Raw genomic sequence first — 20,823 nt, 5'->3', positions numbered from 1 at the left:
GCCAAATACCCGCGGCCGCCTGACAATGGTTGCGTGTTCCGGTAAAGGGCAGGGCAATGAAAGACCTGTTGTTGATCGGCATCGGCCCGGGTGACCCGCGTCAGGTCACCTATGAGGCGGTCGATGCACTACGCAGCGCCAGTGTGTTCTTCGTGCTCGACAAGGGCAGCGACAAGGACGAACTGCTGCATCTGCGCAAGGCCATCCTGCAACGCTACCGCCCCGAGGGCGGCTATCGGCTGGTACAGGTGGCCGACCCCTTGCGCGATGGCCAGGCGCAGGACTACCTGGCCGCAGTGCAGGACTGGCACCGAAGGCGTGCGGTGTTGTATGCGCAGTTGCTCGAGCAGGAGATTGGCGACGGCGAAATCGGCGCCTTTCTGCTGTGGGGCGAGCCTACGCTGTATGACAGCACCTTGCGGATTCTTGACCTGGTCCGCGACCGCGGCCTGGCCCTGCGCCTGCAGGTTATCCCCGGTATCAGCAGCGTGCAGGCACTGGCGGCGCGGCACCAGGTTGCGCTCAACCGTGTCGGCGAGCCGCTGACCGTGCTGGCGGGGCGCCGGCTGGCCGGGCAGGGGGATATCGACAACGTGGTGGTCATGCTCGACGGGCGGTGCGCGTTTGCCGAGGTCAATGACCCGGCGCTGATGATTTATTGGGGCGCTTATCTGGGCACTGAAGATGAGGTGCTGATTGCCGGCCCGTTGGTTAGCGTGAAAGCGCAGATTCTGGAGGTGCGTGAGCGGGCGCGGGCGCGCAAGGGGTGGATCATGGATACCTACCTGTTGCGCAGGGAGCTGTAGGCGCGGCCTTGGACTGCGAAGAGGCCAGCCTGGGCAACAATCTGTGCCGACAAGGGTGGCGCCTTCGCAGCCCAATGCTGCTTTACAGGTGAAGAGAAAAAATGAACATGATGCCCACCGACTTCAGGGGGTGCCCAGTATGGCCACGACTTTGTCGCGTAGCTGGTCAATGGTGAACGGTTTGCCGATCATGTGCATGCCTTCCGGCACATTGATGCTGTCTGCATAACCACTGGCAAACAGCACCGGCAACAGCGGCCGCAGTTCGCGGGCCTTGCCCGCCAGTACTTCGCCGCGCATGTCCGGCAGCCCTACGTCGGTCATCATCAAGGCCAAGGCCTGCTCAGCGTTTCCGAGAATGCGTAGCGCCGCGCTAGCATTTTCCGCTTCAAGGACTTCGTAGCCCAGTTCGTCGAGCACTTCGACCATCAACATACGGACGATGTCGTCGTCTTCGACTACCAGAAGGTGCATGGTTGGGTTCCTGTGCAAATGAATGTCTTTAATCTGTGCTCTGGGCGGCAGCAGAAGTTCCCGAGGATACCGATACGCGCAAATAGATGGAACGATTGTCGACCCCACCTTTCAAATACTGGCTAAATGCCCTGCCAGACCCGGCAAAGCTGGTTAGACTCGCTTAACAGGACGGTGCAGTGGCAGATAACTACAACGACTGATCCGCCACTCTTTTCAATGGACTTTTCTTGCTCGGGCGTTTTCTCATGATTCAAGCAGCCTCGATGGACCAGCGAAGCTTCCGCAAACTGCTGAGCCGCAATGTCGGCCTTCCTCTGGGTGTGGGCCTGCTGGGTGCCGTGGCCTTTGTCGCGGTAATCAACTACCTGCTCTCGGCCATGCAATGGGTCGAGCACACCGACCGGGTGATCGGCAATGCCAACGAAACGGTCAAGCTGTCGATCGACATGGAAACCGGCATGCGCGGCTTCCTGCTGACCGGTGACGAGCGCTTCCTCGACCCGTACGAGGTGGCTAAACCCCGTATTCTCAGCAGCCTGCAAGGCTTGCGTAGCTTGGTCGAAGACAACCCACAGCAAGTCGACCGCATCGACAGGCTGATTGCGTTGCAGCAGGCGTGGAACGAATTCGGTAGCAACATGATTACCCTGCGTCGCAATAACGGCGCCTATCGGGAGCTGATCGGCAATGGCCGAGGCAAGCGCCTGACCGATGAAATCCGGAAAGAGTTCGACAACCTCATCGGTATCGAGCAGCAATTGCGCACGGCCCGGAACGAGAAGGTCAGCACCGTCACCGTGACGGCGATTTCGGCCTTCGTGCTGCTGATCGTCGGCCTCAGCGCCTTGCTGGCCTACCTTGGGCGGCGCGACCTGATGGCGTTGTCTGACAGCTATGACGAGAATCTGAAGGCCCAGCAGCGCTCGGCCGAGCGCCTGGAGCACCAGGCCTGGCTGCGCAACGGGCAGACTCAACTGGCCGAGCAGGTCCTGGGCCAGCTGACCCTGCCGATGCTGGGTGACAATATCCTGCGTTTCTTTGCCGGCTACCTGGGCAGTGTGGTCGGGGCGCTGTATGTGCGTGACGAGCATGGCCGGATGGTGCGTGTGGCCACCTACGGCCTGGATGCCGAAGAGCAGGCCCGCGAGCAAGTGCTCGGCAATAGCGAAGGCCTGCTGGCCCAGGCCGTGCGTGAAGAAAGGCTGCTGCGCCTGGACGATCTCCCGGAAAATTATTTCCACTTCAGCTCAGGCCTGGGCAAGGGGCTGCCGCGCAGTGCCATGCTGATGCCGGCCAGCGATGGGGGGCAGATCAATGGTGTGGTGGAGCTGGGCTTCCTGCGGCCATTGCAGGAGCGCGACGATGAACTGCTGCAGCGGGTCGAGGGCAACCTCGGCATGTCCATCGAGAGCGCCCGCTACCGTCAGCGCTTGCAGGAGGTGCTGGCCGAGACCCAGCAGTTGAACGAAGAGCTGCAAGTGCAGCAGGAAGAGCTGAAAACCGCCAACGAAGAGCTGGAAGAGCAATCGCGCGTACTCAAGGAATCCCAGGCCCACCTGGAAACCCAGCAGGCGGAACTGGAGCAGACCAACGAGCAGTTGTCCGAACGTACCGAAGCGCTGGACCGCAAGAACGACGAACTGCTCCAGGCCCAGGAGCAATTGCAGGCCCGGGCCGACGAGCTACAGCGCTCGAGCAAGTACAAATCCGAATTCCTCGCCAACATGTCCCACGAGCTGCGCACGCCGCTGAACAGCTCGTTGATCCTGGCCAAGTTGCTGGCGGAGAACGGCGAGGGCAACCTCAGCGACGAACAAGTCAAGTTCGCCGAGTCCATCTATTCGGCCGGCAACGACCTGCTCAACCTGATCAACGATATCCTCGACATCGCCAAGGTCGAGGCCGGCAAGCTTGAAGTGCGGCCCGAGAGCACCCAGGTGGCGCGCCTGGTCGAGGGCCTGCGCGGCATGTTCGAACCGTTGGCCGGGCAAAAGGGCCTGGCTTTCGAGGTGACTGCCCAAGGGCAGGTGCCGGCCACTTTGTTCACCGACCGCCAGCGCCTTGAGCAGATCCTCAAAAACCTGCTGTCCAACGCCATCAAGTTCACCGAGCGTGGCCAAGTCAGCCTGAATATCGGCTACCAGCCGGACAGCGGTATCGTGTTTGCCGTGCGTGATACTGGCATTGGCATTGCGGCCGATCAGCAACAGGCGATTTTCGGTGCCTTCCACCAGGTCGACGGCACCAGTAACCGGCGCTACGGCGGCACTGGGCTGGGCCTGTCGATCTCCCGCGACCTGGCGCATTTGCTGGGTGGGCAGATCAGTGTAGAAAGCACCCCGGGGCAGGGCAGTGTTTTCAGCCTGGTGTTGCCGGAGCGCTTCGAGAACCAGGCCCAGGACGTCGAGCCGTTGAGCCTGCGCCCGGCAGTCGACGCGCTGCCGCCCGTGCCGCAGGTGGCGGCCGTCGCTGCGCCGAAACGCCCGGTGCTGGCATTTGCCGACGACCGCGAACGGGCACCGTTCGGCAACCGCTGCATATTGGTGATCGAAGACGAACCGAACTTCGCCCGCATCCTGTTCGACCTGGCGCATGAGCTGGGTTACAGCTGCCTGGTGGCGCACGGCGCCGACGAAGGCTTCGAGTTGGCTGCCCAATACATCCCTGATGCAATCCTGCTGGACATGCGCTTGCCCGACCACTCCGGGTTGACCGTGCTGCAACGCCTGAAAGAGCAGGCCGATACCCGGCATATCCCGGTGCATATCATTTCTGTGGAAGACCGCGTCGAGGCCGCCATGCACATGGGCGCCGTCGGCTACGCCGTCAAGCCGACCAGCCGAGAAGAACTCAAGGAAGTGTTCGCTCGCCTGGAGGCCAAGCTCACGCAGAAGCTCAAGCACATCCTGCTGGTCGAAGACGACGACCTGCAGCGCGAGAGCATTGCACGCCTGATCGGCGATGACGATGTCGAGATCACCGCTGTGGGCATGGCCCAGGACGCCCTGGCGCTGCTACGCGAGAACATCTATGACTGCATGATCATCGATCTCAAGCTGCCGGACATGCTGGGCAACGAACTGCTCAAGCGCATGACCGCCGAAGATATCCGCGCCTTCCCGCCCGTGATCGTGTATACCGGGCGCAACCTGACCCGCGAAGAAGAAACCGACCTGCTCAAGTACTCGCGTTCGATCATCATCAAGGGCGCCCGCTCGCCAGAGCGCTTGCTCGACGAAGTGACGCTGTTCCTGCACAAGGTCGAATCGCAGTTGTCCAACGAACGCCAGCGCATGCTCAAGACTGCACGCAGCCGCGACAAGGTGTTCGAAGGCCGCAAGGTGCTGCTGGTGGACGACGACGTACGCAATATCTTCGCCCTGACCAGTGCGCTGGAGCACAAGGGGGCGATTGTCGAGATCGGCCGTAACGGCCGTGAGGCCATCGAGCGCCTGGAGCAGCATGACGACATCGACCTGGTGCTGATGGATGTGATGATGCCGGAAATGGACGGCTTCGAGGCCACCCGCCTGATTCGCCAGCAAGCCCGCTGGCGCAAGCTGCCGATCATCGCCGTGACCGCCAAGGCGATGAAAGATGACCAGCAGCGTTGCCTGCAGGCAGGTGCCAATGATTACCTGGCCAAACCGATCGACCTGGACCGCCTGTTCTCGCTGATCCGTGTATGGCTGCCGCAACTGGAGCGAATTTGACTAGCGAACGTAACACCGACATCGAGATCCGCTTGCTGATCGAGGCCATCTACCTCAAGTACAGCTACGATTTTCGCAACTACTCCGGCGCTTCGATCAAGCGCCGGATCCTGCATGCGCTGCGCCAGTTCGAATGCCAGACGGTGTCGGCGCTGCAGGAGCGCGTGCTGCACGACCCTGGCATGTTCATGCAGTTGCTGCAGTACCTGACGATCCCGGTCAGCGAGATGTTCCGCGACCCGGGGCACTTCCTGGCGCTGCGCAACGAAGTGGTGCCGTTGTTGCGTACCTGGCCTTCGATCAAGGTCTGGATTGCCGGCTGCAGCACGGGTGAGGAGGTGTACTCGATGGCCATCCTGCTGCGCGAGGAGGGCCTGTTGGAGCGCACCATCATCTACGCCACCGACATCAATCCGCATTCACTGGACAAGGCCAAGCAGGGTATCTATTCGATGCAGAGCATGCGTGAGTACGCCGAAAACTACCGCATCGCCGGCGGCCGGCGTGACTTTGCCGAGTACTACACGGCGGCCTATGGCAATGCCATCATGGACAGCACGCTGCGCGACAACGTGACCTTCGCCGACCACAGCCTGGCCACTGACAGCGTGTTTTCCGAAACCCAGTTGGTGTCGTGCCGCAACGTCCTGATCTACTTCAACAAGGCGCTGCAGGATCGCGCCTTGGGGCTGTTCCACGAGTCGCTGTGCCACCGCGGCTTCCTGGTGCTGGGCAGCAAGGAGTCGGTGGACTTTTCGGCTTACAGCCAGCACTTCGAGCCGCTGGTCAAGCCTGAACGGATCTACCGCAAATCATGAACGGGGTGCGCGCGGTGGTGATCGGCGCCTCGGCTGGCGGCGTGACGGCGCTGTTCACGGTGCTGGGCGCGTTGCCGCCCGGCTTCGCCATCCCGGTGCTGTGCGTGTTGCACCTGCCGGATGACCGCCACAGCCAGCTGGCCGAGGTGCTGCAGCGCCGCCTGCACCGCCCCGTGTGCGAGGCGCGTGACAAGCAACCCTTGCGTGCGGGGCAAATCTACGTAGCGGGGCCGGGCTACCACCTGTCGGTGGAGCGTGACTTCACCCTGTCGCTGAGCCAGGAGCCGCCGGTGCATTTTTCCCGGCCGGCCATCGACTACCTGTTCATCTCTGCGGCCGATGCCTATGGCGACGGCCTGCTTGGCGTGCTGCTCACGGGGGCCAACGAAGACGGTGCCCAAGGGCTTGCCTATATCAAGAACAGCGGCGGCCGGACCATTGTCCAGGACCCCCGCGACGCACAGGTGGCGCTGATGCCGGAGGCCGCGCTGGCCCTGCACCAGCCCGACCATATTCTTACTCTGAGTGGTATCGAGCAGTTGCTCGCCGCCTTGGGACCTAGCGCATGCTAAGCCACACCATCGCCAAGCTGCTGATCGTCGACGATCTGCCGGAAAACCTGCTGGCCCTCGCTGCCTTGATCCAGGGTGAAGACCGCGAGGTGCACCAGGCCCAGTCTGCCGAGGCTGCACTGTCGCTGTTGCTGGAGCACGAGTTCGCCCTGGCCATTCTTGATGTGCAGATGCCGGGGATGAACGGTTTCGAGCTGGCCGAGCTGATGCGCGGCACGGAAAAAACCCGCAACATTCCCATCGTCTTCGTCACCGCTGCCGGGCGCGAGATGAACTACGCCTTCAAGGGCTATGAAAGTGGTGCCGTGGACTTTCTGCACAAACCGCTCGAGACCATGGCGGTGAAAAGCAAGGTGTCGGTTTTTGTCGACCTTTACCGGCAACGCAAGGTGCTTGATCGCCAGTTGCAGGCACTGGAGCGCAGCCGCCAGGAGCAGGAAGTGCTGCTGGCCCAGTTGCAGGTGGCGCGTGGTGAACTGGAGCACGCGGTGCGCATGCGCGATGATTTCATGTCGATCGTTTCCCACGAAGTGCGTACGCCGCTGAACGGCTTGATTCTGGAAACCCAGCTGCGCAAGCTGCACCTTGCGCGTGGCAACCTGGCCGCGTTCAGTGGCGACAAGTTGCAGGCCATGGTCGAGCGCGACGAGCGGCAGATCAACAGCCTGATCCGCCTGATCGAAGATATGCTAGATGTTTCGCGCATTCGTACCGGCAAACTGTCGCTGCGGCCCAAGGCATTTGACCTGAGCCAGCTGGTACGCGGCTTGGTGGAGAATTTTGCCGCCCAGGCCGCGGCACTGGACACCCATATCGAGTTGCACTGCTGCGCGCCGCTGCAAGGGGAATGGGACGAGTTCCGGATTGAGCAAGTACTGGCGAACTTGTTGTCCAATGCCTTGCGGTACGGTGAGCGCAAGCCTGTGAAGGTGCGTGTGTACGAGGAGGATGGCCTGGCCTGCGTGCAGGTGCAGGATCAAGGTATCGGTATCGGCATGGCCAACCAGCAGCGCATCTTCCAGCAGTTCGAGCGGGTCGCCAGCCAGCATGCCAGTGGTGGCCTGGGTCTGGGGCTGTATATCTCGGAACAGATCGTGCACGCCCATGGCGGGCTCATCCTGGTGGAAAGTGAAGAGGGCAAAGGCGCCACTTTCACCTTGCAACTGCCACTGGCAACATTCGAACAACAAAACGACCAGGCGCGGGCAACCTCTGCGTGAGCCTGGGGTCTGATGGCCAACTGTAAGAATTTCAAGGCGTTAACATGAGTGAAGATGCACAAGACGTGGTGCTGGTGGTCGAGGACGAACCGGCGATCCGCATGATTTTGCGAGACTATCTGGCCGGCGAGGGTTACCACGTGCTGGTCGCCGAGGATGGTGAGCAGGCGTTCGCCATATTGGCGAGCAAGCCGCACCTGGACCTGATGGTCACCGACTTCCGCTTGCCGGGTGGTATTTCAGGGGTGGAAATTGCCGAGCCTGCGGTGAAGCTGCGACCGGACCTGAAGGTAATCTTTATCAGCGGCTACCCGGCGGAGATTCTCGAGTCTGGCAGCCCGATCACCCGCAAGGCACCGATTTTGGCCAAGCCGTTCGACCTGGATACCCTGCACGAGCAGATCCAGTCGCTGCTGCGCTGAAATTTCCGGGTAGCTGGAAGCAACTGTCTTGCTCAATTTCTAGAATCCAGCGCACTCCCTGTGGGAGCGGGCTTGTCCCGCGAACACGGGCGAAGCCCGTGCCATTCATCAGGGTGTTCTCCGCGTCTAGCGCAGGGTCCGCTCCAGCCCGCCCACCAGCATGCTTTCCATCAGCCCCAGGCCCTGCTCTTCGGGCAAGGCCTTCAACAACCCCGGCAGCTGGTTCAGCAGTGTCGCTACCACATGCGCGGTGGCCACCAGCGCCTCGCCCTGTAACTTCGCCTGAGGTGCGATCAACCTCAGCAACCCCGCCTCATAGCGCGTGCGCAACGCGGCCAGGCGCGCCTGCTGGTCGTCGTTCAGGCAACACAGATCCCGCTCTGCCAAACGGAACTGCAGGGGCCGTTCGGCATGCAATTGCCAATGCGCGGCAATCAGGCAGCTCAACGCCGAAACTCCCCGGGCCATGGCCCGCCGCCCTTGGTCCAGGGTGGCCTGCAGCTCCTCGTACAACTCCTCGATCAAGTCGAACAACAGGTCTTGCTTGCTGGGGAAGTGATGGTACAGCGAGCCGGCAGTCAGCCCGACATGGGCTGCAAGCTCGCGCATGCTGACCTGGCCAAAGCCCTTCTCGGCGAACAGCGCCATGGCCCGGTCACGTCGCTCTTCAAAGTTGGCACAGCGCATCGCCGCATTGATCGGGGGCATGGCGCCAGCTCCTCAATAGGTGAAGAAACCGCGGCCGGTCTTGCGCCCCAGCCAGCCGGCCGCGACCATTTCCTTGAGCAGCGGGGCAGGGCGGTACTTGCTGTCGTTGAAGCCTTCATGGAAGGCCTCCATGATCGCCAGCAAGGTGTCCAGGCCAATCAGGTCGGCCAGCGCCAGCGGTCCGATCGGCTGGTTGCAGCCCAGGCGCATGCCGGTGTCGATGTCCTCGGCACTGGCCAGGCCTTCCTGGCGCACGAAGATCGCCTCGTTGATCATTGGCACCAGAATGCGGTTGACCACGAAGCCCGGGCGGTTACCGGCGGTGATCGGGGTCTTGCCCACTTTTTCCGTCACCAGAAGCGCCTGGGCGTAGGTGCTGTCGCTGGTTTGCAGACCACGAATGATCTCGACCAGCGCCATCATCGGCACCGGGTTGAAGAAGTGCACGCCAATGAAGCGCTCGGGGTGCGCTATGCTGGCGGCCAGCTCGGTGACCGACAGCGAAGACGTGTTGGTGGCGATCAGGCAGTCGGCCGTGACGTTGGCCGCTACCTCCTGCAGGATGCGCTGCTTGAGTTGCAGGTTCTCGGTGGCCGCTTCGATCACCAACTGCGCGGTGTTGAGCTGGCCATAGTCGGTGCTGGTGCGGATACGTGTTTTCGCCGCTGCGGCCTTGTCGGCGTCGAGGGTGCCCTTGCTAACCTGGCGCTCCAGGTTTTTGCCGAGTGTCGCTACGCCGCGCTCCAGTGCCGCGTCGGAGACATCCACCAGCAACACCTGGAAGCCAGCGATCGCGCACACCTGAGCGATGCCGTTACCCATGGTACCGGCGCCGATCACGGCAATGTGTTCAATGTTCATGTGTTGCTCCCTCAAACGCGCTCGAAGACGATGGCGATACCCTGGCCGCCACCGATGCACATGGTGGCCAGGGCGTAGCGACCCTGGATGCGCTGTAGTTCATGGATGGCCTTGGTAGCGATGATCGCGCCGGTGGCACCGACCGGGTGACCCAGTGAAATGCCGGAGCCGTTGGGGTTGACCTTTTCCGGGTCGAAGCCCAGTTCGCGCGCCACGGCGCAGGCCTGGGCGGCGAAGGCCTCGTTGGACTCGATCACGTCCAGGTCCTGCACCTTGAGGCCGGTCCTCTCCAGTACCTTGTGAGTGGCGGGGATTGGCCCCAGGCCCATGAGCTCCGGTTCCACCCCCGCATGCGCGTAGCCGACCAGGCGAGCCAGCGGCTTCAGGCCCAGGCGCCGTACGGCGTCCCCGGTTGCCAGCACCAGGCCGGCGGCACCGTCGTTGATGCCGCTGGCGTTACCGGCGGTGACGGTGCCGTCCTTCTTGAACACCGGCTTCATGCCGGCCAGTTGCTCGGCGGTCACGTCACCGCGCACATGTTCATCGACGCTGAACTGCACGCTGCCTTTGCGGGTTTTCAGTTCCAGCGGCACGATCTGGCTGGCGAAGCGGCCTTCGGCAATGGCGCGGGCGGCGCGGCGCTGGCTGCTCAGGGCGAGTTCGTCCTGCATTTCGCGGGTAATGCCATGTTTGGCCGCCACGTTTTCAGCGGTAATGCCCATGTGGAAGTGCTCGAACGGGTCGTGCAGTACGCCGACGGTATAGTCGATGCCTTGCAGGTCACCCATGCGTGCGCCCCAACGTGCCTGCGGCAGCAGGTAAGGACCACGGCTCATGGATTCGGCACCGGCGGCAATGGCCACGTCGGTGTCGCCCAGCAACAGGCCCTGGGCCGCCGAGACGATGGCCTGCAGGCCAGAGCCGCACAGGCGGTTGACGTTGAAGGCCGGGGTTTCCTTGGGGATGCCGGCGTTCATTGCGGCTACCCGCGCCAGGTAGGCGTCGCGGGGTTCGGTAGGGATGACAGTGCCCATTACCAGGTGGCCGACCTGTTCGGCGGCCAGGCCCGACCGCTCGATGGCGGCGCGGGTGATGGCGCTGGCCAGGTCGGCCAGTGGCAGATCCTTGAGGGAACCGCCAAAGCCACCAATGGCTGAACGGACGGCACTGACGACATAGATTTCTGCGCTGCTCATGGTAGCTCCGATTGCGAAGGCATGGCGGGACCGGGCCAGGCTCTGCGAGAATGGCCGGAGAGATCCCGGAGTGGGTCCGAGTCTAGGCAAAGGCTCTGTTGCAGCCTATGCCGGAACTGTTCAAACAACCTGGCACTTTTTGCCACTCAGCATAGACAGCGAAAACCGCCATGCGCGATAGCGATTCGGTCGCCGTGTACTTCCTCAATGCGATGCTCCACGCTTTGCGCGACAGCCCTGTCGAGCGTGATGCGCAGTTGCGCGCGGTGGGCATCGAGCCGCAGCTGCTCGCTCAGCCCCAGGCGCGGGTGCCGGCCAAGGCCTTCGCCGAGCTGTGGCTGGCGCTGATCCAGCGCCTGGACGATGAGTTCTTTCGCCTCGACAGCCATGGCATGCCGCTGGGCAGTTTCGCCCTGATCTGTCGCGGGCTGATCCTTGAGCCCAACCTGGAAAAGGCCTTGCGCCAGTGCATGGGCGGTTTCGGCTTGTTTCTGCGCGACTTGCGCGGCAGCCTGACGGTGCGTGGTGGGCGCGCGCTGATCAGTGTGCAATCGACCATCGCCGACCCGTTGACCCGCGTGTATGCCGAGGAAACCTACCTGGTGCTGATGATCGGCATCCTGTGCTGGCTGGGCGGGCGACGGATCACCATCGATCGCACCGAGCTGTCGGTGTCGCGCCCGGCCCAGGAAGACGACCTGCTGTTGTGGGGGCCGGACCTGCGCTTGGGCAGTGGGCGTACCGAGGTGGAGTTCGACAGCGCCTGCCTGCGGTTGCCGGTGGTGCAGGATGTGGCAGCGCTGAAGACGTTCTTGCGCAGTGCGCCACAGGGGTTGGTGATTCGCTTTCGTAACCAGAACGGCCTGGTGGCCGAGGTTTACCGGCACCTGCGGGCGCGGCGTTATGGGCAGTGGCCGACGTTGGCGGCACTGGCGCAGCAGCAGGGGATCAGCGCCAGCACCTTCCGCCGACAGCTGGAGCGCGAGGGGCGGTCGTACCAGCAGATCAAGGATGAGGTGCGCCGGGCCATGGCCTTCGAGCGGTTGCGCGAAGGGGTGCTGAGCATTGCAGAAATCGCCGAACAGGCCGGCTTCCAGGAGCCCAGTGCGTTTCACCGGGCGTTCAAGAAATGGACCGGGCAGAGCCCCGGCAGCTACCGGGCCCGCTTGGTCGGGCGGTAGCTACGACCTGTACTGGCGTCATCGCGGGCTTGCCCGCGAAGAGGCCGGTCAAGGCTGGCTGGCAATGCTCAGGCCGGCACCATGGCAAACCCGACCCCGAACCGGTTCCAGGCATTGATGGTGGCAATCGCCAAGGTCAGGTTGGCCATCTCGGCCGGCTCGAAGTGCTCCCGCAAGGCTTCATACTCCCCCTGCGGTGCGCCTTGTTCAGGCAAGCGCGTCAGGCTTTCGACCCAGGCCAGCGCTGCGCGTTCGCGCGGGGTGAAGTAGGCCGTTTCCTGCCATACGCACAAGGTCTGCAGGCGCGCTTCGGTCTCACCGGCCTTCCGCGCATCGTTGGCGTGCAGGTTGACGCAGTAGGCGCAGCCGTTGATCTGCGAGGCGCGCAAGCGCACCAGTTCCAGCAGCGAGTTTTCCAGGCCGCTGTTGGCCAGGGCCTGTTCGAGGCCGACCATGGCCTTGTAGGCTTCGGGTGCGTGTTTGGCCCATTCGATACGGTTATGCACGGCAGTCTCCAAAAAAGGTGTGGGGTGGCGATGGCGTCACTGTAGCGCCGCACAATGGCTACCCCGATAGCCAATTCCGCACATAAGCGGGAGGCCAATCGTGCATTCAGCCGGCCACTGACAAGCATCCAATCTCTTCATTTCTGCCAGGCCAGCCAAGCCGGGATAATGACCAGGTCTTGCCAGAAGAGAACCGATCGACAATGAGAGCTGCACTGAACCTGTTGCTGGTGATCCTGCTGGCGCTGAACCTGCGGCCGATCCTGACCAGTATCGGCCCGTTACTTGAGCCCATGCGCGCCAGCACCGGCCTGGGTTACCAGCAGGCCGCCCTGCTGACCGCGCTGCCGGTGCTGTGCATGGGCCTGGTGCCATTGCTACAGCCCTGGCTGCGGCGCTGGATCAGCGAGCATGGCGGCATGCTTGGCGGGCTGGCGGCGATCGCGTTGGCTTGCCTGTGGCGTCTGCAACTGGACAGTGCCTGGGCGTTGATCGCCAGTGCGGTGCTGGCCGGCCTGGGCGTGGCGTTGGTGCAGGGCATGATGCCGGGGCTGGTCAACCGCTGGTTCCCGGGGCGCCTGGCCGGGGCCATGGGCCTGTATTCGGCGGCGCTGATGACCGGCGGTGGCCTGGCAGCAGTGCTTGGGCCACACATCAGCGGCCACTTCGGCCACTGGCAGGCCGGCCTTGGGCTGTGGGCGATTCCGGCGGTGCTGGCCGTGCTGGCCTGGGTCGTGCTGCGGCCACGCCAGGGCGCGCCAGCGCTGCCAGGGGCTACGGGCGGGCATTGGTTCGGCACCCGCCGGGCCTGGTTGTTGGCCCTGTACTTCGGCCTGATCAATGGCGGCTACACCAGCATGGTGGCCTGGTTGCCGGCTTACCACATCGAGCACGGCGGCAGCGCCCAGAGTGGCGCCGACCTGGTGGGCCTGATGACCGTCTTCCAGGTGGCCGGCGCGCTGGGCCTGCCGCTGCTGCTACGGCGCTTGGCAGACCGGCGCCCGGGGCTGTGGCTGGCGCTGGGGATTCAGCTGGCCGGCTTCCTCGGCCTGCTGCTGGCGCCAACAGTGGCGTCGGGGCTGTGGGTGGCGATGATCGGTTTTGGCCTGGGTGCCTGCTTCAGCCAATGCCTGACGTTGACCCTGGAGCACCTGAAAAACCCGGCCGAGGCTGGCAGCCTCGCGGCGTTCGTGCAGGGCATCGGTTTCATCATCACCGGCATCGTGCCGTACATCACTGGCTGGCTGCGCGATGTCAGTGGCGACTTTCAGGCGTCTTGGACGCTGCTGACCGTGACCGTGCTGGCCATGTTGCTGGTGACCGCGTGCTTCAACCCGCGCGGTTATGCGGCCGTCATCGCCCGCCGGGCAGTGGCGGGCAAGGCTGCACCGGTCAGCTGAGACGCTGCAAGGTATCGCGTACCCGGTCCAGTGCCGGGTCGATATCCAGCAGCTCGATGGCGCCAAAGCCCATCAGCAGCCCCGGGCGTACCGGCGCTTCGCTGAAGAAAGGTGCCAGCGAGTACAGGCCAACCTCCACCTTGCGCGCCAGGTTGGCCAGTAACTCCACATCGACCCCGGGCCTGGCCAAGGCGCTGAGATGGAAGCCGGCGCTGGCGGGGATGGCGCTGAACCACGGTGCCAGATCGCCCCCCAGCCGCGCCAGGATGCGCTCGCGGCGGGCGCTGTAGACCTCGTGGCAGCGACGAATGTGCTTGTTCAGGTGGCCTTCGCCAAGAAAGCGCGCCAGCGCCCATTGCAGCAGGGTCGGGCTGTGCCAGTCGCTGAGGTGCTTGGCCACGCAGGCGGCTTGCAGCACCGCAGGCGGCAACACGGCGTAACCCAGGCGCAGCTCAGGCAGCAAGGTCTTGGAAAATGTCCCGACGTAGGCCACCAGGCCATGCCGGTCGAGGCGCTGCAGGGCGTCCGAGGCTGGGCCATGGTAGCGGAACTCGCAATCGTAATCGTCTTCGATGATCAGCGCCCCCAGCTCGGCAGCCCGCGCCAACAGGGCCTGGCGACGCGGCTCGCTCATCGGCATGCCCAGGGGGAACTGGTGCGACGGCGTGACGTAGATCAGTTGGGTGCCATCGGCGATCTGCTCCACGCACAGCCCTTCAGCGTCCACCGGTACCGATTGCAGGCGAGCGCCCAAAGCCAGGAACAGTTGGCGTGCCGGCGGGTAGCCAGGGTCTTCCATGGCCACCCGGCAGCCGGGTTCGACCAGCACCCGGGCGATCAGGTCCAGTGCCTGCTGGGCGCCGTTGCACACCAGCAGGTCGGCGGCGCTGCAATGTACGCCGCGGGCGTAGGCAATGTGGCGGGCGATGGCTTCGCGCAGCTCCGGCAGGCCTTGGGCCGCGAACTGCCGCTCGGGGTGGCGCTGGCTGCGGCGCAAAGCGTAGTTCAGGCAACTGCGCCACTGGTCGAACGGGAACTGTGCCTTGCTCGAGGCACCCCCGATGAAGTCGAAGCGTGACGGGGCCTGCAGCTGGCGTTGGCCAAGCACCGTGGCGCGCTGTTGCCAACGTTCGAGCGATGCGGCGCCAGCGAGGGCGATGGCGGCGGGTTCGCTGCTGCGCAGAGGTTGGCGCGGGGTGACGAAGGTGCCACGGCCGACCACACCACTGAGCAGGTTGTCATAGGTCAGGCGCGAATAGGCTTCGGCCACGGTCTTGCGTGATACCCCCAGCTGTTCGGCCAACAGCCGCGTGGGTGGCAGTTGAGTGCCGGCAGCCAGATGGCCATTGTCGATACGGGCGCGCAATTGCTGGTAAAGCTGGTCGGCCAGGCCTTTGCGGCCATCCAGCCGAATGTGCAGTTCCATGGGACGGTCCGGGGCAGGGGTGTGCACAGGATAGCGGATTGGCTGGGCAACAGCATGGGGTCGCACAGCGGCCCCAGCAATGGCCATCAGAACCGGGCCGTGCTCACTGTGATATAGCCTTTATCTGCCAGGGCGATGCGGATCACCGTCTCGTCCGCCGGTGCCTTGCGGTTGCGCTTGATGCACACGCCATCCACTGCCGCCGCTCGCATATGCTCGGTAATAACCCGCCCGTTCGGGGCGAAAAACACCTCGCTGGCCAGTAGCTCGATGCGCTCGATCAGCAAGCGGGTCTGTTCATCGGTCGCACAGAAGAACATCACCCCCGACAGGTGCGGGTCTTCATCAGGGTTGCTGATCTCATGGTCCAGCATTTCGCGCAGGCTGCTGCGGAGTTCGGCAATGGAGCGGGCGTACAGGTGCATGCGGCATTTCCCCTGGATGGTCATCCTGTGCAGATCTTGTTTTCTCCAGGCTGAGGCAGCAAGTAGGACGCGTCTGTGCGTGTTGTAGGGAAATTCTGAAGCTGCTCGAATGTGGCGAGTCTGCGGTGCCTGCGGCACAATCGTCCTTTTGCGACCTGCCTTGCCGAGGATTGCCATGCACAGCCATTTCCAACCCGTCGACCTGAAAAAGGCCTATCGCCTGCTGAACCACGGCCCGACGGTGCTGGTATCGGCCAGCCATGATGGGGTGGACAACGTAATGGCGGCGGCCTGGGCCTGCGCCCTGGATTTCGACCCGCCAAAGGTGACCGTGGTACTCGACAAGATTGCCCGCACCCGGCAGTTGGTAGAGGGCAGTGGCTACTTCGTGATCCAGGTGCCGACCGCGGCTCAGGCGCAACTGACCCATCAGGTAGGGACACGCAGCCTGTTCGACCAGCCCGACAAGCTGGCCAGCATCGGGGTGCAGCTGGCGCGGGTCGAGGGATACACGGCGCCGTTGGTGCAGGGCTGCTCGGCCTGGTTGATGTGCCGGGTGATCGATGAGCCGCACAACCAGCACACCTATGACCTGTTCATTGGCGAGGTTGTGGCGGCCTGGGCCGATGACCGGGTATTCCGCGATGGCCATTGGGCTTATGAGAATGCCGACCCGCAGTGGCGCAGCTTGCACTACGTGGCGGGTGGGCATTTTTATGCGATTGGCGAGGCCGTGGTGGTGGATTCACAGGGTTGATGCAGCCTGTGCTGGCGCAATCGCCGGCACCGGGCTCAGAGGGCGGCAGCCCCGGCCTTGGCCACCTGGGCATCCTGTTCGGGCTTGACCCCGGACACGCCAATGGCGCCGACCACCTGGCCTTCCAGCTTCAGCGGCACGCCACCTTCCAGGCACGTCAGCAGCGGCGCGGTCACGAAGGCGGTGCGCCCGCCGTTGACCATAGCTTCGTAATCCCGCGTTTCCTTGCGCCCCAGCGCCGAGGTACGGGCTTTCTCCAGGGCGATGTAGGCACTGGCCGGCGCACAACCGTCCAGCCGTTCCAGTGCCAGCGGATGGCCACCGTCATCGACCACGGCGATGGTCACGTTCCAGTTCTGGGTCAGGGCTTCCTGACGGGCGGCGGTCAGTACTCGGGCTATTTCGGACTGGCCGATCACGAACTTGCTATGCATGGGAGGTCTCCGGGTTCAGGGCTGCTTCGACGATTTCGATCCAGTGCCGCACTGGCGTGCGCCCAGCCCCGTCCAGATGGCTCTGGCAGCCGATATTGGCAGTGGCGATGACTTGCGGTTTGCCGCTTTCCAGGGCATTCAGTCGATTGTCGCGCAGTTGCAAAGACAGCTCCGGCTGAGTCAGCGAATAGGTGCCCGCCGAACCACAGCACAGGTGGCCATCGGGCACCGCGGTCAGGCTAAAGCCCAGGCGCGTCAACAAAGCCTCCACCGCGCCGCCCAGCTTCAGGGCATGTTGCAAGGTGCACGGGCAATGGAAGGCCAGGCGCTGTTCGGCGCACAGGCCCAGTTGCTCGACCGGCTCATCGCGCAGTATTTCGACCAGATCGCGGGACAGGGCGCTGACCCGTGCGGCCTTGGCGGCGTACTGGGGGTCTTTTTCCAGCAGATGGCCGTAGTCCCGCACGAATGCGCCGCATCCGCTGGCCGTTTGCACAATGGCCTCGGCACCGGCTTCGATGGCCGGCCACCAGGCGTCGATATTGCGCCGGGCCCTTTGCAGGCCTTGCTCCTGAGCGTTGAGATGATAGTCCACTGCGCCACAACAACCCGCCTGCCGGATCGGTTGCACGCTGATCCCCAGACGGTCGAGCAGCCGCGCGGCTGCGGCGTTGGTGTTGGGCGACAGCGCGGGTTGCACGCAGCCCTCGAGCATCAGCACCCGGCGGGCATGGCGCGGCACAGGGCGCTGGCCGGGCGGTGTGATGCGCGCCGGCAGCTTGTGTTTGAGCGTAGCCGGCAGCAGCGGGCGCAGGGCCTGGCCGCTGCGGGTCAGCGCCTTGAATAGTGCCGGCCGCGGTACCACCGCACGCAGGCACTGGCGCAACAGGCGCTGGCTGAGCGGGCGTGGCACCTGCTGCTCGACCACGGCGCGGCCGATGTCCAGCAGGTCGTGGTACTTCACCCCGGAAGGGCAGGTGGTCTCGCAGTTGCGGCAGGTCAGGCAACGGTCCAGGTGCAACTGGGTGCTGGCGGTAGTCGGCTCGCCTTCGAGCATTTGCTTGATCAGGTAGATGCGCCCGCGCGGGCCGTCCAGTTCGTCGCCCAGCAACTGGTAGGTGGGGCAGGTGGCGGTGCAGAAGCCACAGTGCACGCAGGCACGCAGGATGCTCTCGGCTTCGTCGGCGCGGGGCAGGCGGCGGGAGGTTTCGCTGAGGTTGGTTTGCATGGTCTGGCCTCACAGGTCCGGGTACAGGCGGCCAGGGTTGAATATGCCCTGGGGGTCGAGCTGCTGCTTCAGGGCGCGGTGGTAGCGCATCAGGCCGGCGGTCAGTGGCGCGCTGCTGGCCGCACCGAGGGCATAACCGGTGGCGTGACCGCCCACCTTGGCAACTTGGTCGCGAATGGCGTGTGCCGGTGCGCTGGACTTGAGCCAGCGCTGGGCGCCGCCCCAGTCGACCAGCTGCTGGCCGGGCAGCTCCAGCTCACCGCAGGCGGTGGGCACGGACAAGCGCCACAGCGGGTCAGGGCCCTTGAAAAAGGCCAGGCGCTGTTCGCGCAGGTCGCTCCAGAAGCTGCTATCGAGTGGTTCACCCCCCAGCCGCTGGCGTGCCGACTGCACCGAGCCCTCGCCGCCCTCCAGGCGCAGGTACAGTGCTTCGCCGTCATGGCAGGCGGCGCTGATCGGCAGCGGCTGCTGCCCCCATTCGGCCAACTCGGCCAGCGCCTCGTGGCGGCCCATCGGCAGGCGCAGGCTGAGGCACTGGCGCGGGCGTGGCAGCACCTTCAGCGACACCTCGGTCAACAGCCCCAGGCACCCGAAGCTCCCCGCCATCAGGCGTGACACATCGTAGCCGGCAACGTTCTTCATCACCTCGCCACCAAAGCGCAACAGCTTGCCTTGGCCGGTGACGACGCGTGTACCCAGCACGTAGTCCCGCACCGACCCAGCCCACGGCCGCCTGGGGCCTGACAAACCGGCTGCGACCATGCCGCCCAATGTCGCATTAGGCCCAAGGTGGGGTGGTTCGCACGGCAGCATCTGGCCGGCTCCGTGCAGGACCGCCTCGATTTCGCGCAGCGGTGTGCCGGCGCGAGCGGTCAGCACCAGTTCGGTCGGGTCATAGCTGACGATGCCACGGTGACTGCGGGTGTCGAGCACCTCACCGGCCACCGCATTGCCGAGCATGGCCTTGCTGTTGCTGCCCAATATGCGCAGTGGCGTACCCTGGTTCAGGGCCTGGTTGACCTGCTCCAGCAGGGCCTGGCTGTTATCGCGGTCCGTGCTCATCAGAAGCGCTCCAGCCCAGGGAAGGGCAGCTGCCCATGGTGCACATGCAGGGCGCCGAATTCAGCGCAGCGGTGCAGGGTCGGGATGTTCTTGCCGGGGTTGAGCAGGCCCTGCGGGTCGAATGCGGCCTTTACCGCATGGAACAGGGTGATTTCGTCGCTGTTGAACTGCGCGCACATCTGGTTGATCTTCTCGCGGCCCACGCCATGTTCCCCGGTGATGCTGCCGCCGACGGCCACGCACAGTTCGAGGATCTTGCCGCCGATGGCTTCGGCGCGCTCGAGCTCGCCCGGCAGGTTGGCATCGAACAGGATCAGCGGGTGCATGTTGCCGTCGCCGGCATGGAACACGTTGGCCACGCGCAGGCCGTATTCGCTGGAAAGGTCGCTGATGCCCTTGAGTACCCGTGGCAGTTCGCGCCGTGGAATGGTGCCGTCCATGCAGTAATAGTCCGGGGAAATGCGCCCCACCGCCGGGAAGGCGTTCTTGCGCCCGGCCCAGAAGCGCACCCGTTCGGCCTCGTCGCAGGCCAGCCGCACCTCGCGAGCGCCGGCATCTGCCAGTACGGCGGCGACCCGTTCGCAGTCGTCGTGCACATCGGCCTCGACGCCATCCAGTTCGCACAGCAAGATCGCCGCTGCGTCCACCGGGTAGCCGGCGTGGATGAAATCTTCCGCGGCGCGGATCGCCAGGTTGTCCATCATTTCCAGCCCGCCGGGGATAATGCCGGCGGCAATGATGTCAGCAACGGCCCGCCCGGCGTCTTCGACGCTGTCGAAACTGGCCAGCAGCACCCGCGCCACCTGTGGCTTGGGCAGCAGCTTCACGGTAACTTCGGTGACAATGCCGAGCATGCCTTCGGAACCGGTGAACAAGGCCAACAGGTCGAAGCCTGGGCTGTCCAAGGCATCGCTGCCCAGCGTCAGGCGTTCGCCCTCGACGGTGAGGATTTCCACCTTGAGCAGATTGTGCACGGTCAGCCCGTACTTCAGGCAATGCACGCCACCGGCGTTTTCGGCGACGTTACCGCCTATGGAGCAGGCGATTTGTGAGGACGGGTCTGGCGCGTAGTACATACCATGAGGGGCGGCAGCCTGGGAGATGGCCAGGTTACGTACGCCAGGCTGTACGCGGGCGAACCGGCCCTGGGGGTTCACTTCGAGGATGCGGTTGAAGCGTGCCATCACCAGCAGGATGCCCTTGGCCAACGGCAAGGCGCCGCCCGACAGGCCGGTACCGGCCCCCCGTGCTACCACCGGTACGCCGCGCTGATGGCAAAGCTTGAGCAGGGTCTCTACCTGCGCCAGGTGCTCCGGCAGCACCACCAGCATCGGCACCGTGCGGTAGGCCGACAGGCCGTCGCATTCGTAGGGTTTGAGGTCTTCTTCGCGGTGCAGGATTTCGAGGTCGGGCAAGGCGGCGCGCAGCGCTTGTAACAAGTCTGCTCGGTCCACGTTGGGCAGCGCGCCGTCGACGCGCTCGTCGTACAGGATATTCATCGGCTCACTCGGCAACGGTTTTTATTGTTGTTGGCAAAGCGTTCACCGTAGCAGCCTGCGCGTGGCGGTGGTGGAGGTCGAGTGCAGGCGCAGCTGGTCCTACCACTTTATG

General features: G+C 64.2%; 20 protein-coding genes. 9 read left to right on the top strand and 11 right to left on the bottom strand.

Annotated features, from left to right (window positions below):
• Positions 1 to 56 precede the first annotated feature (56 nt).
• A complete protein-coding gene (cobF, locus tag DMX11_RS03480; RefSeq protein WP_110743231.1) occupies positions 57 to 806 on the top strand; it encodes a precorrin-6A synthase (deacetylating) in 750 nt (249 codons plus the stop codon).
• Positions 807 to 929: 123 nt separating this feature from the next.
• Here the strand turns inward: cobF and DMX11_RS03475 are convergent, their stop codons facing one another.
• Positions 930 to 1,280, bottom strand: a complete 351-nt coding sequence (locus tag DMX11_RS03475) for a response regulator (protein WP_110743230.1) — start codon at positions 1,278 to 1,280, stop codon at positions 930 to 932.
• Between the two features lie 248 nt (positions 1,281 to 1,528).
• Here DMX11_RS03475 and DMX11_RS03470 point away from each other — a divergent pair, with 248 nt between their 5' ends.
• From DMX11_RS03470 to DMX11_RS03450, 5 genes are read left to right on the top strand one after another with little or no spacing between them, the layout of a single operon-like run.
• On the top strand, positions 1,529 to 4,996 hold the full coding sequence (locus DMX11_RS03470; protein WP_110743229.1) for a response regulator: 3,468 nt from the start codon (positions 1,529 to 1,531) through the stop codon (positions 4,994 to 4,996).
• A complete protein-coding gene (locus tag DMX11_RS03465) occupies positions 4,993 to 5,814 on the top strand; it encodes a protein-glutamate O-methyltransferase CheR (RefSeq protein WP_110743228.1) in 822 nt (273 codons plus the stop codon). The genes DMX11_RS03470 and DMX11_RS03465 overlap by 4 nt, the downstream gene beginning before the upstream one ends.
• On the top strand, positions 5,811 to 6,386 hold the full coding sequence (locus DMX11_RS03460) for a chemotaxis protein CheB (RefSeq protein ID WP_110743227.1): 576 nt from the start codon (positions 5,811 to 5,813) through the stop codon (positions 6,384 to 6,386). Before DMX11_RS03465 ends, DMX11_RS03460 begins: the two co-directional genes overlap by 4 nt.
• A complete protein-coding gene (locus DMX11_RS03455) occupies positions 6,380 to 7,606 on the top strand; it encodes a hybrid sensor histidine kinase/response regulator (protein WP_110743226.1) in 1,227 nt (408 codons plus the stop codon). Before DMX11_RS03460 ends, DMX11_RS03455 begins: the two co-directional genes overlap by 7 nt.
• Positions 7,607 to 7,650: 44 nt before the next feature.
• Positions 7,651 to 8,028 (top strand): response regulator, encoded by a 378-nt coding sequence (locus tag DMX11_RS03450; protein WP_110743225.1) that lies wholly within the window; start codon positions 7,651 to 7,653, stop codon positions 8,026 to 8,028.
• 126 nt (positions 8,029 to 8,154) lie between these two features.
• Here the strand turns inward: DMX11_RS03450 and DMX11_RS03445 are convergent, their stop codons facing one another.
• The 3 genes from DMX11_RS03445 to DMX11_RS03435 are packed head-to-tail and all read right to left on the bottom strand — an operon-like array spanning position 8,155 to position 10,793.
• The gene (locus DMX11_RS03445) at positions 8,155 to 8,736 is read right to left on the bottom strand and encodes a TetR/AcrR family transcriptional regulator (RefSeq protein WP_110743224.1); all 582 of its coding nucleotides are present in this window, start codon (positions 8,734 to 8,736) and stop codon (positions 8,155 to 8,157) included.
• Between the two features lie 12 nt (positions 8,737 to 8,748).
• The gene (locus tag DMX11_RS03440; RefSeq protein ID WP_110743223.1) at positions 8,749 to 9,597 is read right to left on the bottom strand and encodes a 3-hydroxybutyryl-CoA dehydrogenase; all 849 of its coding nucleotides are present in this window, start codon (positions 9,595 to 9,597) and stop codon (positions 8,749 to 8,751) included.
• 11 nt (positions 9,598 to 9,608) lie between these two features.
• Positions 9,609 to 10,793 (bottom strand): acetyl-CoA C-acyltransferase family protein, encoded by a 1,185-nt coding sequence (locus DMX11_RS03435; protein ID WP_110743222.1) that lies wholly within the window; start codon positions 10,791 to 10,793, stop codon positions 9,609 to 9,611.
• 170 nt (positions 10,794 to 10,963) lie between these two features.
• Here DMX11_RS03435 and DMX11_RS03430 point away from each other — a divergent pair, with 170 nt between their 5' ends.
• A complete protein-coding gene (locus DMX11_RS03430) occupies positions 10,964 to 11,974 on the top strand; it encodes an AraC family transcriptional regulator (RefSeq protein WP_110743221.1) in 1,011 nt (336 codons plus the stop codon).
• 68 nt (positions 11,975 to 12,042) lie between these two features.
• Here the strand turns inward: DMX11_RS03430 and DMX11_RS03425 are convergent, their stop codons facing one another.
• Positions 12,043 to 12,480 carry a carboxymuconolactone decarboxylase family protein gene (locus tag DMX11_RS03425; protein ID WP_110743220.1) on the bottom strand — a complete coding sequence of 146 codons (438 nt, stop codon included), beginning with the start codon at positions 12,478 to 12,480 and terminating at the stop codon, positions 12,043 to 12,045.
• A 203-nt stretch (positions 12,481 to 12,683) separates the two neighbouring features.
• On the opposite strand from DMX11_RS03425, the gene DMX11_RS03420 reads away from it, so the two are divergent.
• Positions 12,684 to 13,880: a cyanate transporter gene (locus DMX11_RS03420; RefSeq protein ID WP_110743219.1), complete on the top strand. Its 1,197-nt coding sequence runs from the start codon at positions 12,684 to 12,686 to the stop codon at positions 13,878 to 13,880.
• On the opposite strand, the gene DMX11_RS03415 is transcribed toward DMX11_RS03420, so the two are convergent.
• Positions 13,873 to 15,306 (bottom strand): PLP-dependent aminotransferase family protein, encoded by a 1,434-nt coding sequence (locus DMX11_RS03415; protein WP_110743218.1) that lies wholly within the window; start codon positions 15,304 to 15,306, stop codon positions 13,873 to 13,875. The two genes, DMX11_RS03420 and DMX11_RS03415, sit on opposite strands and share 8 nt — an antisense overlap.
• Before the next feature lie 86 nt (positions 15,307 to 15,392).
• Positions 15,393 to 15,731: a hypothetical protein gene (locus tag DMX11_RS03410; protein ID WP_110743305.1), complete on the bottom strand. Its 339-nt coding sequence runs from the start codon at positions 15,729 to 15,731 to the stop codon at positions 15,393 to 15,395.
• Positions 15,732 to 15,906: 175 nt separating this feature from the next.
• On the opposite strand from DMX11_RS03410, the gene DMX11_RS03405 reads away from it, so the two are divergent.
• Positions 15,907 to 16,488: a flavin reductase family protein gene (locus tag DMX11_RS03405; RefSeq protein WP_110743217.1), complete on the top strand. Its 582-nt coding sequence runs from the start codon at positions 15,907 to 15,909 to the stop codon at positions 16,486 to 16,488.
• Positions 16,489 to 16,523: 35 nt separating this feature from the next.
• On the opposite strand, the gene DMX11_RS03400 is transcribed toward DMX11_RS03405, so the two are convergent.
• Genes DMX11_RS03400 through glcD form a run of 4 tightly spaced genes read right to left on the bottom strand, consistent with a single transcriptional unit; the run spans position 16,524 to position 20,711 of the window.
• Positions 16,524 to 16,922 carry a heme-binding protein gene (locus tag DMX11_RS03400; protein ID WP_110743216.1) on the bottom strand — a complete coding sequence of 133 codons (399 nt, stop codon included), beginning with the start codon at positions 16,920 to 16,922 and terminating at the stop codon, positions 16,524 to 16,526.
• Positions 16,915 to 18,150 (bottom strand): glycolate oxidase subunit GlcF, encoded by a 1,236-nt coding sequence (gene glcF / locus DMX11_RS03395; RefSeq protein ID WP_110743215.1) that lies wholly within the window; start codon positions 18,148 to 18,150, stop codon positions 16,915 to 16,917. The genes DMX11_RS03400 and glcF overlap by 8 nt, the downstream gene beginning before the upstream one ends.
• Positions 18,151 to 18,159: 9 nt before the next feature.
• Positions 18,160 to 19,212 (bottom strand): glycolate oxidase subunit GlcE, encoded by a 1,053-nt coding sequence (glcE, locus tag DMX11_RS03390; protein WP_110743214.1) that lies wholly within the window; start codon positions 19,210 to 19,212, stop codon positions 18,160 to 18,162.
• The gene (gene glcD, locus DMX11_RS03385; RefSeq protein ID WP_110743213.1) at positions 19,212 to 20,711 is read right to left on the bottom strand and encodes a glycolate oxidase subunit GlcD; all 1,500 of its coding nucleotides are present in this window, start codon (positions 20,709 to 20,711) and stop codon (positions 19,212 to 19,214) included. Before glcD ends, glcE begins: the two co-directional genes overlap by 1 nt.
• Between the last annotated feature and the right edge of the window lie 112 nt (positions 20,712 to 20,823).

The sequence above is a fragment of the Pseudomonas sp. LB-090624 genome, assembly GCF_003205205.1.
Classification (GTDB): Bacteria; Pseudomonadota; Gammaproteobacteria; order Pseudomonadales; family Pseudomonadaceae; genus Aquipseudomonas.
Note: the sequence above shows the minus strand (reverse complement) of the source record. Positions and strands in the feature narration are given on the sequence as shown.

Bases quoted from the DNA above. Each gene is read 5' to 3' on its own strand.
- DMX11_RS03415 (WP_110743218.1), bottom strand. From the start codon at position 15,306: ATGGAACTGCACATTCGGCTGGATGGCCGCAAAGGCCTGGCCGACCAG.
- DMX11_RS03460 (WP_110743227.1), top strand. From the start codon at position 5,811: ATGAACGGGGTGCGCGCGGTGGTGATCGGCGCCTCGGCTGGCGGCGTG.
- glcD (WP_110743213.1), bottom strand. From the start codon at position 20,711: ATGAATATCCTGTACGACGAGCGCGTCGACGGCGCGCTGCCCAACGTG.
- DMX11_RS03475 (WP_110743230.1), bottom strand. From the start codon at position 1,280: ATGCACCTTCTGGTAGTCGAAGACGACGACATCGTCCGTATGTTGATG.
- DMX11_RS03445 (WP_110743224.1), bottom strand. From the start codon at position 8,736: ATGCCCCCGATCAATGCGGCGATGCGCTGTGCCAACTTTGAAGAGCGA.
- DMX11_RS03470 (WP_110743229.1), top strand. From the start codon at position 1,529: ATGATTCAAGCAGCCTCGATGGACCAGCGAAGCTTCCGCAAACTGCTG.
- DMX11_RS03400 (WP_110743216.1), bottom strand. From the start codon at position 16,922: ATGCATAGCAAGTTCGTGATCGGCCAGTCCGAAATAGCCCGAGTACTG.
- DMX11_RS03435 (WP_110743222.1), bottom strand. From the start codon at position 10,793: ATGAGCAGCGCAGAAATCTATGTCGTCAGTGCCGTCCGTTCAGCCATT.
- DMX11_RS03440 (WP_110743223.1), bottom strand. From the start codon at position 9,597: ATGAACATTGAACACATTGCCGTGATCGGCGCCGGTACCATGGGTAAC.
- DMX11_RS03405 (WP_110743217.1), top strand. From the start codon at position 15,907: ATGCACAGCCATTTCCAACCCGTCGACCTGAAAAAGGCCTATCGCCTG.
- cobF (WP_110743231.1), top strand. From the start codon at position 57: ATGAAAGACCTGTTGTTGATCGGCATCGGCCCGGGTGACCCGCGTCAG.
- DMX11_RS03450 (WP_110743225.1), top strand. From the start codon at position 7,651: ATGAGTGAAGATGCACAAGACGTGGTGCTGGTGGTCGAGGACGAACCG.
- glcF (WP_110743215.1), bottom strand. From the start codon at position 18,150: ATGCAAACCAACCTCAGCGAAACCTCCCGCCGCCTGCCCCGCGCCGAC.
- DMX11_RS03455 (WP_110743226.1), top strand. From the start codon at position 6,380: ATGCTAAGCCACACCATCGCCAAGCTGCTGATCGTCGACGATCTGCCG.
- glcE (WP_110743214.1), bottom strand. From the start codon at position 19,212: ATGAGCACGGACCGCGATAACAGCCAGGCCCTGCTGGAGCAGGTCAAC.
- DMX11_RS03430 (WP_110743221.1), top strand. From the start codon at position 10,964: ATGCGCGATAGCGATTCGGTCGCCGTGTACTTCCTCAATGCGATGCTC.
- DMX11_RS03410 (WP_110743305.1), bottom strand. From the start codon at position 15,731: ATGCACCTGTACGCCCGCTCCATTGCCGAACTCCGCAGCAGCCTGCGC.
- DMX11_RS03420 (WP_110743219.1), top strand. From the start codon at position 12,684: ATGAGAGCTGCACTGAACCTGTTGCTGGTGATCCTGCTGGCGCTGAAC.